The organism is Stenotrophomonas sp. PI_27 (genome assembly GCF_027854495.1).
Classification (GTDB): Bacteria; Pseudomonadota; Gammaproteobacteria; order Xanthomonadales; family Xanthomonadaceae; genus Stenotrophomonas; species Stenotrophomonas pavanii.
This window is the reverse complement of sequence record NZ_JAJNOF010000029.1, coordinates 1-7,162: the sequence shown is the minus strand read 5'-3', so window position 1 is coordinate 7,162 and position 7,162 is coordinate 1. Positions and strand designations below refer to the sequence as shown.

Below are 7,162 nucleotides of genomic sequence, written 5' to 3'. Positions count from 1 at the left end.
CTGGGCGTGCGTGTGTTTGGCCATGGCACGGCCGCCGGCAACACCGTGCAGCCGTACCTGGGCGTGAACTGGCTGCGTGGCAGCGGCAGCAGCACGTTGCAGTTCAACGGTGCCACGCTGGGCGCAGACGTGCCGCGCAACCGTTATGAGGTGCAGGCCGGTGCCGAGTTGAGGCTGGGCCAGCGCTGGGGCGCGTGGGGTGGCGTGAGCGTGCAGCGTGGTGATTACGGCTACCGCAACGTGGGTGGCCAGCTGGGCCTGCGCAGGGCCTGGTAAGCGGGCCTGCGGCGGGTCGGAGCCCATTGCCACGGCAAGGGGTTCCGACCCCGCTGCTGCTTGAGAGCTGGGCCCAACAACGTCCGCTATGCCGCCCGCAACTGCACATCCACATACTCGGCCAGCCCACGGCAGGCCAGCAACAGCCCTTCGCGCGCGCCGTCATCCATGTGCTGGTCGATATCCCCGTCCACGCGCACGCGTTCGGTGGCGTGCAGCAGTTCCAGCAGGAAGCTGAGCCCCGCATTGGCGCGGTCGATGCGCGCCAAGGCCAGGCGCTGCCCGGGTGTGCGGTTGCTGCCGGGCCACGGCTGCCCATCGGCGGCATCGCCCTGGCGGATGTACTGCAGGCAGGCCTGCAGGGTGATGGCGCCAGGGCTGTTACCGGTCTGCAGCGCAACGAAGGTGTCTTCCAGCGTGCGGGCCAGGTCATCGGGCAGGCGCGTGGCGGCCTCGCCCAGGGTGGCGAACAGGTGCGGGTAGGGGGAAGCGGTCATGGCGGCGTCCTTGTGCAAGCGGCAAGGGGCCACCCTGCTTAACAGCGGGGGTGGCGGACGGTGCGTGGTTCCAATACCGGTGGTAAGCATGCGAAACGCCGGCGGGCACGAGGCCCCCACGCACCGCCCGCCATAGGTGCGCGGACAGAATGCCTGCCGACGCCACCCAACAAGGAAAGGGTGACGCCGGCAGGCAAGCGTAAACAACATGCTTATCAAACGGGATTGGAAGCCCGTGCCACCCGTTGTCGGTGGCGCTACATGATTTGCATGAAGCGCCAATGCTGCCAATGAGAATTGTTGGAAAGTTCGAAAGCGTTGCAACTTTGTCGCTGGCAGGTAGCGGATGGTGATTCTTGCCGAATGCGACATTCTTCGCCGCTCGCACCGTAGAGTCGAGCGCGCTCAACCACTTCGTCGAAGTGGCATCAGCTTCAGTGGGGGTTGCCGCGCTCAGCGGTGCCGCTAGGCTGGGTAGATGAAAATTCTCTTGATCGCCTTCTTGCTGGCCTCTTCGCCGGACGTCATAGAGCCCGGCTACAGAATGGGAGGCTACAACGAAAATCCGTCGCCGATGCCGGGCACGCTGAAGGCATTGGGCGCGCGATGGGAGATGGACTACAGAACACTACGCCCTGCCTTGTTGAAAGCGGGGTGGGGCGGAATACGACGCGAGTACTCGCATGCGACCGTGCTTGGATTTCCCGAGGTCAATTGTGGCCTCGGCTGGCAGGCGGTCTGCTGGTCCATGTTCCACAAGAATGGCCGGGATGTTTTTCTGCAACTGCATCCTACAGACGATGGCTGCCTTATCCTGATTGGCGCAGAGTGACACTTTCGCCATCGCCATCGCCATCGCCATCGCCATCGTCGAGCTGTTTGTTGATACCCAGGCATTCATTGGTCGGGATGCCGGAGGCACTACCGGTTTTCGGGGTTCCCGCTGCTGAACTGTGAAGCGGTGCAGACGGGGCACGTGGGAGGCCCCATCCTGATTGCTCCTCTGGCCGGATCAGCCCGGATCAGCCCGAAAGAGTGGATCGCTGCCGGAAGAAAATACTGACCAGACAGGTCCATGGTTCCTTGCCATCGGCGCCGAGCTTGCTTGGCTGATGCAGAACGTAGCCGAGCGTTGGCCCGGTTCTACACGAGCAAAGTAAAGCGGCGCCGGAATCATCCGGCGCCGTGCATGTTTCTACATTACCAGCGGTACGACATGCTCAGATTGGCCGTCGCTTCGCGGTAACCATGGTCACCGCGCAACACGCCGAAGCCACCCCACGCACTCAGCCCGGAACGGAAGTCCACGCGCGCACCGGCATTGAGCTCGTAGCGGTTGCGCGGCACGCTGGCCTTCAGCGCTTCATCGTCGAACGCCATGCCGTTGCTGGCGCCATCGCGGTACCAGTTGGTCACCACATACGGGTTGACCGAGACACCCGCTGCCGAGCGGGATTCGCCCTGCAGGCGCAGGCCCACGCGGCCGGACAGGCCGCTGTCGCCCAGGCTGCGCACCACCGTGCCGTTGGTTTCTTCGTGGCGATCGGTGTTGGCGTCGGTGTAGACCAGCTGCAGCTCCGGCTGCAGGCTCAGCGCGGTGCGGCCGATCTGGCCGACGCCGAAGCGGTAGCCGGCTTCCAGCGAGCTCTGCCAGATGTCCGAGTCGTAGCGTTCCTCGGCCAGGCCTTCGCCCTGCACGCGGTTGCGGAACTGGCCGCGCTGCACGCTGGCATCCACATACAGTGCATCGTTGCTCCAGTTGCCGTACACGCCCAGCGCGCCACCGTTGACCTTGCCGCGTGCGCTGTAGCCGGTCAGCTGCGAACGCGAAGTAGCATCGGACTTGGCCAGCGTACCCATCACGCCGACGCGGCCCTGGCTGTTGTCGAACACGCCGATGTCCGCACCCAGCTGCAGGCGCGAGCGGTCCACGCGCAGGTCCAGCTGGTCTTCCACCGCCGACAGCTTGCTCTGCGCAGCGTCCACGCGGGCCCAGCCACGCACGCCATCAACGGCGGAGGTGTTGCCGCCCTGGCGGTCGCGCCAGCCGTGGCGCAGCAGCTGGTCCATCGCGAACTGGTTGGCCAGGTAGGCGCCGGCCTCCGGGCGCAGCACCGGCGTCGGGTCGATCGGATCAACGGGATCGACCGGGTCCACCGGATCGACCGGCGTGCACTCCGGCAGCGTGGGATCCACCACGCACGGGTCCGGCGTGCCGGCCAGCTCCGAGCGCAGGTACCAGCCGCCGTTGGTGGCGTCCTTGAACAGGAAGTACTCGTACTGCCCGCCCACCGCGCGGCCTTGCAGGTCGAACTGCGCATTGGAGGCACCGCCCACGCGGATCAGCTCGATGCCCTTGTCGGTCTTCGCGCCCGCGCCACCGGCATTGAGCACACGCACGTTGGCCTGGCCGTTGGCATCGCCCTTGATGATCAGCTTGTCGGTGGCCGAGCTGTCGTCACCCAGCTGGGTGTTGAACAGCAGGGTGCCGCCGGCGCCGTCGAAGGTATCCACGCTGAGCGTGTTGAACGTGCTGCCATTGCCCAGCGCCACCGTGCCGGTACTGCCCAGCGCCAGGTGGCCGACGTTGCTGTCACCGGTCATCAGCCAGGTGCTGTCGCTGTCGATGCTGGCCGAGCTGACGTTGATGAAACGGCCGTCGATCTGTGCCTTGTTGCGCAGGATCACGTCCAGCGTGCCGTTGGGCACCGAGGTTCGGTCATAGGTGATGTCGCCTGCCAGGCGCGAATCATCCACCGTGAAGTGGACCTCAGGCGTGGCAGTAGAGGGAGTCGCTTCATAGGCTTGCACCAGCAGCAGATTGCCATCGCCACCGGTGACGTGCGAATCATTGGCGATCGTAATGTCATAGCGCTGATCCTCCCTTCGCGGAGCGACGCGAAGGGCTGCGCCACGCCGGGAATTGATGGTTGAGGCATCCACACGCAGTGTGTTGTCAAAAGGCCCGACCGAACCCAGGAACAGGACGCCAACATTGTCTGCGTCGATGAAGGAGCCATTGACGATGTCCACCGTGCCAAAGCCCATGCGAACACCTATGCCGCTACTGCTGTCCCGGGATGCGTCCGGCGCGTCGCTCACCCGGACGTGGGTGCGGTCCAGCACCCCGCGTGGATCGATTGGCGTGGCGGGCACGGTCGGATTGTGGAACAGGTCCAGACCCACCGACAGCTGACGCCCCGCTTCGCCACCCGGGATGTTGATACTGCTGTTGACCAGTCGCGCCGTAGCACTACCGTTGGACAAGGTAATGCCTCCTCCCTGGAACAGCGTGCCGACCGCTTCAAGGGATGCGTCGTCCTGCAAAGACACGTTGTAGTACTCGCCGCTGACGCTGGGGTCGCGGGTGATCACAGCATTGTTCAGCGTAACGCGGGAGTCCTCACTTGCACTGATCTGGTTGGCCTCACCCCCGTTGATGGTCAGTGCACCGCCGTTGCGCACACGCCACTGCTCGACCGGATCGCCCGCGACAACCTCCGCGCTTCCGCCATCGAGATCGCCGGCCAAGGCGGCGCCGATGGGCATCGTCAGCGCCAATAGCAGGCAGCGCGCCAGTGGGCGCAGAGAAGGTGTAGCTGCAGGGATAGATTGAACGCGCATGGTCGGGTCCTCCAGGTGGAATGGTCGGGACACTGCACTGCTGCGACACCCTGTTCAGGCTGGTGACGTATACGCCTTGATCCTGTGAATGGCAGGTGATGGCGGGTGTATCACGTCAGTGCATGTCTTGATTGGTTCCCAGTGTCCGTGCGTGGCATACCCGTTCCCATGCAATTAGTTGCAAAGCCTGCTTGGCGAGGTCGAGGACGAGGGTCGCGGTTCAGTTCAACGCTGGAGGCATGCGACGTCTGGTCGCACCAGTTGTTGCAACACATTCGATGGTGATGCCGGTCGCGTCTGCGGAGCATGGCCGCTCTTTCAGGAGAGCTGTCATGTCGATCCATCATGCACGCCGCAGTCATCTATCGCTGGCGCTGGCCAGTGTCTTGATTGCATCCCCCGCGCTGGCACAGCAGGTTGTTGCCGACGGCGACGAACAGAACCCGGCGGCGGGTGACTACGCCACCACCGAGCCGGTGGAGCCGGGCAACCCTGCCGGATATGCGTTCCATGCCATCAATGGCGGCAGCATCGTGCCGCTGGGCGAGGTCAATCTCACCACCGGGGGCATGTATGCCGCCGCGGCACGGGCGGAGGGCGCGGACAGCCGCATTGAACTGGTGCAAGGAAGCGTGACCACCTCTGGTTATGGCGCAGCGGGCCTTTCCGCCGCTGCGGGTGGAGAGGTGCTTGCCACTGGCGTAGAGATCCTGACCCTGGGCACTGCTTCCAATGGTGCTGAGGCTATCGACGGCAACCTGGTGCTTGATGGGGTTCAGATACGAACCCAGGCCGGTCTGTCACACGGCGTTTTCGTAAAGGACGGCAATGCGCGGGTGTCCGACAGCGTGATCCAGGTTGTTGCCAATCAGTCCAACGGGCTGGACGTGCGCGGCGGTACGCTGCAGGCCGAACGCGTGCGCATCGATGTGGGCGGGAGCGGGTATGGCGCGTGGGTGCAGGATGGCGCTAACGTCCGCCTGCGCTCGGTGCAGATCAATGGCGTGGGGGCAGGTGCAAACGGCATGTTGGCGGGCATCGGAACAACCGTGCTTGAGGACGTCGACATCAACCTCACCCACGAACGTTCAGGGGCAGGCCTGTACATCGGAGGCGACGTGGAGATGCGTGGCGGCCGCATCCACGCCGGTGGAGCAAACGCCAGTGTTGCCACTTTCGCGCCTGGCAGCAGCGCAACGTTGCTGATGGATGGCGTTGAGATGTCCGGGCACCACGGGATCAACATGACCGCGGATTCGGAGCTGACCATGCTCAACAGCCGCCTCGAAGCCACTTCGGTGGGCATCAACATCAACGGACGCGATGGTGTGGCCAGCGTCCAGGGCTCATCCATCACTACGCACAATGGTGTTGGCATCCTGATGATCGGCAAGGGCGAGCTGGATGTGGAAGGTTCGGAGATCACGGCAGACGGCAATTCCTGGCAGGCCATCTCGGTCCTGGATGGAGCCGCACGGGTGAGCTCCAGCCGATTGCGCACGCTCGGCCAGAATGGCCATGGCCTGTATGCAGAGGGTTCCGGCGGAAAGAATCCGCAGGTGAGCGCCGTCATGACCGATATCCTGACCGAAGGTGATGGCGCCATCGGTGCGATCGCGCGCATGGGTGGCACCGTGCATCTGGCCGACAGCGTGGTGCGCACCACCGGCATCAACTCGCACGGTGTGCTGTCTGGCGGCACCGGCGAAATGACGCTGAGCAACACCCACGTGCGCACCGAGGGCGAGGGCGCGTGGGCGGCGGTTATCAATGACAACGGGCGGATGCGTATCGATGGTGGCTCGCTGGTGAGCGCCCAGCATGGCGGTGTATGGCTGCGCAGCAGCCGCGATGCGGGCCTGACACTGTCGAACGGCGCGGTGGTATCGGGCGGCAACGGCATCGCGCTGGCACTGGATGCCGCGGTGGCCGGGCGTTTCGATGTGGTACTGGAGGGTCGCTCGCAGATGGAGGGCGACATCGTCATCACCCCGGAAGACGAGGACGCGGGATTGCCGCCACAGTCGGATGTACATGTGCGGCTGGCGGATGGATCGCTATGGCAGGGTTCGTCGGATCTGGTGCAGACGATGGCGATTGAAAGCGGTAGTCAGTGGACACTGACCGGTGACGCTACGGTCGGCGAACTGCAGATCCTTGATAGCGGCGTGGCATTGTCCGACGGGAGCGGCCGATTCAACACGCTCACCGTGGATGGCGACCTGCACAGCGAGGGCGCGACATTCCTGTTCCAGGGCGCGCTGGCCGGCGATGACAGCGCGATGGACCGCCTGCACGTGCGCGGCGACACCTCCGGTGACGCGCTGATCGCGGTGAAGAACATCGGTGGCGTGGGCGCGCCGACGGTGGATGGCATCCCGCTGATCGAGATCGACGGCGCATCGCGGGCGAACTACGCACTGAGCGGCCGCGCGGTGGGCGGATCGTATGAGTACTTCCTGTTCCAGGGCGGCCTGGCCGATCCTTCCGATGGCAACTGGTACCTGCGTTCGCAGTGGTTCGATGTCTGCCAGGACAACCCGGCTGCGCCGGGATGCGCGGTCGATCCTGGCCCGGATCCGATCGATCCGACGGACCCTGTGGATCCGCTGGACCCGGTCGATCCAGTCAATCCGATCCTGCCGCCGCCGGTGCTGCGCCCGGAAGCGGGGGCTTACCTGGCCAACCAGTCGGCGGCGATCAACCTGTTCGCGCACCGCATGCACGAGCGCAATGGCGCGCGTTCGATGGGCGGCGCGCGCCAG

Annotated in this window: 5 protein-coding genes; 3 read left to right on the top strand and 2 right to left on the bottom strand. The window is 64.8% G+C overall.

Features of this window, described 5'->3' with window-relative positions; all coding sequences use genetic code 11:
• Nucleotides 1–276, top strand: a 276-nt coding sequence (locus LRM18_RS20250; protein ID WP_270955367.1) for an autotransporter outer membrane beta-barrel domain-containing protein, incomplete at its 5' end; no start/stop codon positions are given.
• An 86-nt stretch (nt 277–362) separates the two neighbouring features.
• Here LRM18_RS20250 and LRM18_RS20245 read toward each other — a convergent pair.
• Complete coding sequence (locus LRM18_RS20245) at nt 363–773, bottom strand: hypothetical protein (protein ID WP_064237651.1); 411 nt, start codon at nt 771–773, stop codon at nt 363–365.
• A gap of 478 nt (nt 774–1,251) precedes the next feature.
• On the opposite strand from LRM18_RS20245, the gene LRM18_RS20240 reads away from it, so the two are divergent.
• Nucleotides 1,252–1,605 (top strand): hypothetical protein, encoded by a 354-nt coding sequence (locus tag LRM18_RS20240; RefSeq protein ID WP_270955366.1) that lies wholly within the window; start codon nt 1,252–1,254, stop codon nt 1,603–1,605.
• A gap of 368 nt (nt 1,606–1,973) precedes the next feature.
• Here LRM18_RS20240 and LRM18_RS20235 read toward each other — a convergent pair whose 3' ends face one another.
• On the bottom strand, nt 1,974–4,322 hold the full coding sequence (locus LRM18_RS20235; RefSeq protein WP_154330039.1) for an autotransporter outer membrane beta-barrel domain-containing protein: 2,349 nt from the start codon (nt 4,320–4,322) through the stop codon (nt 1,974–1,976).
• Nucleotides 4,323–4,729: 407 nt separating this feature from the next.
• Here LRM18_RS20235 and LRM18_RS20230 point away from each other — a divergent pair.
• On the top strand, nt 4,730–7,162 hold a 2,433-nt coding region (locus tag LRM18_RS20230; RefSeq protein WP_270955365.1), incomplete at its 3' end, for an autotransporter outer membrane beta-barrel domain-containing protein.

Excerpts from the sequence above, each read along its gene's own strand:
- LRM18_RS20235 (WP_154330039.1), bottom strand. The coding sequence starts at position 4,322 with ATGCCCATCGGCGCCGCCTTGGCCGGCGATCTCGATGGCGGAAGCGCG.
- LRM18_RS20245 (WP_064237651.1), bottom strand. The coding sequence starts at position 773 with ATGACCGCTTCCCCCTACCCGCACCTGTTCGCCACCCTGGGCGAGGCC.
- LRM18_RS20240 (WP_270955366.1), top strand. The coding sequence starts at position 1,252 with ATGAAAATTCTCTTGATCGCCTTCTTGCTGGCCTCTTCGCCGGACGTC.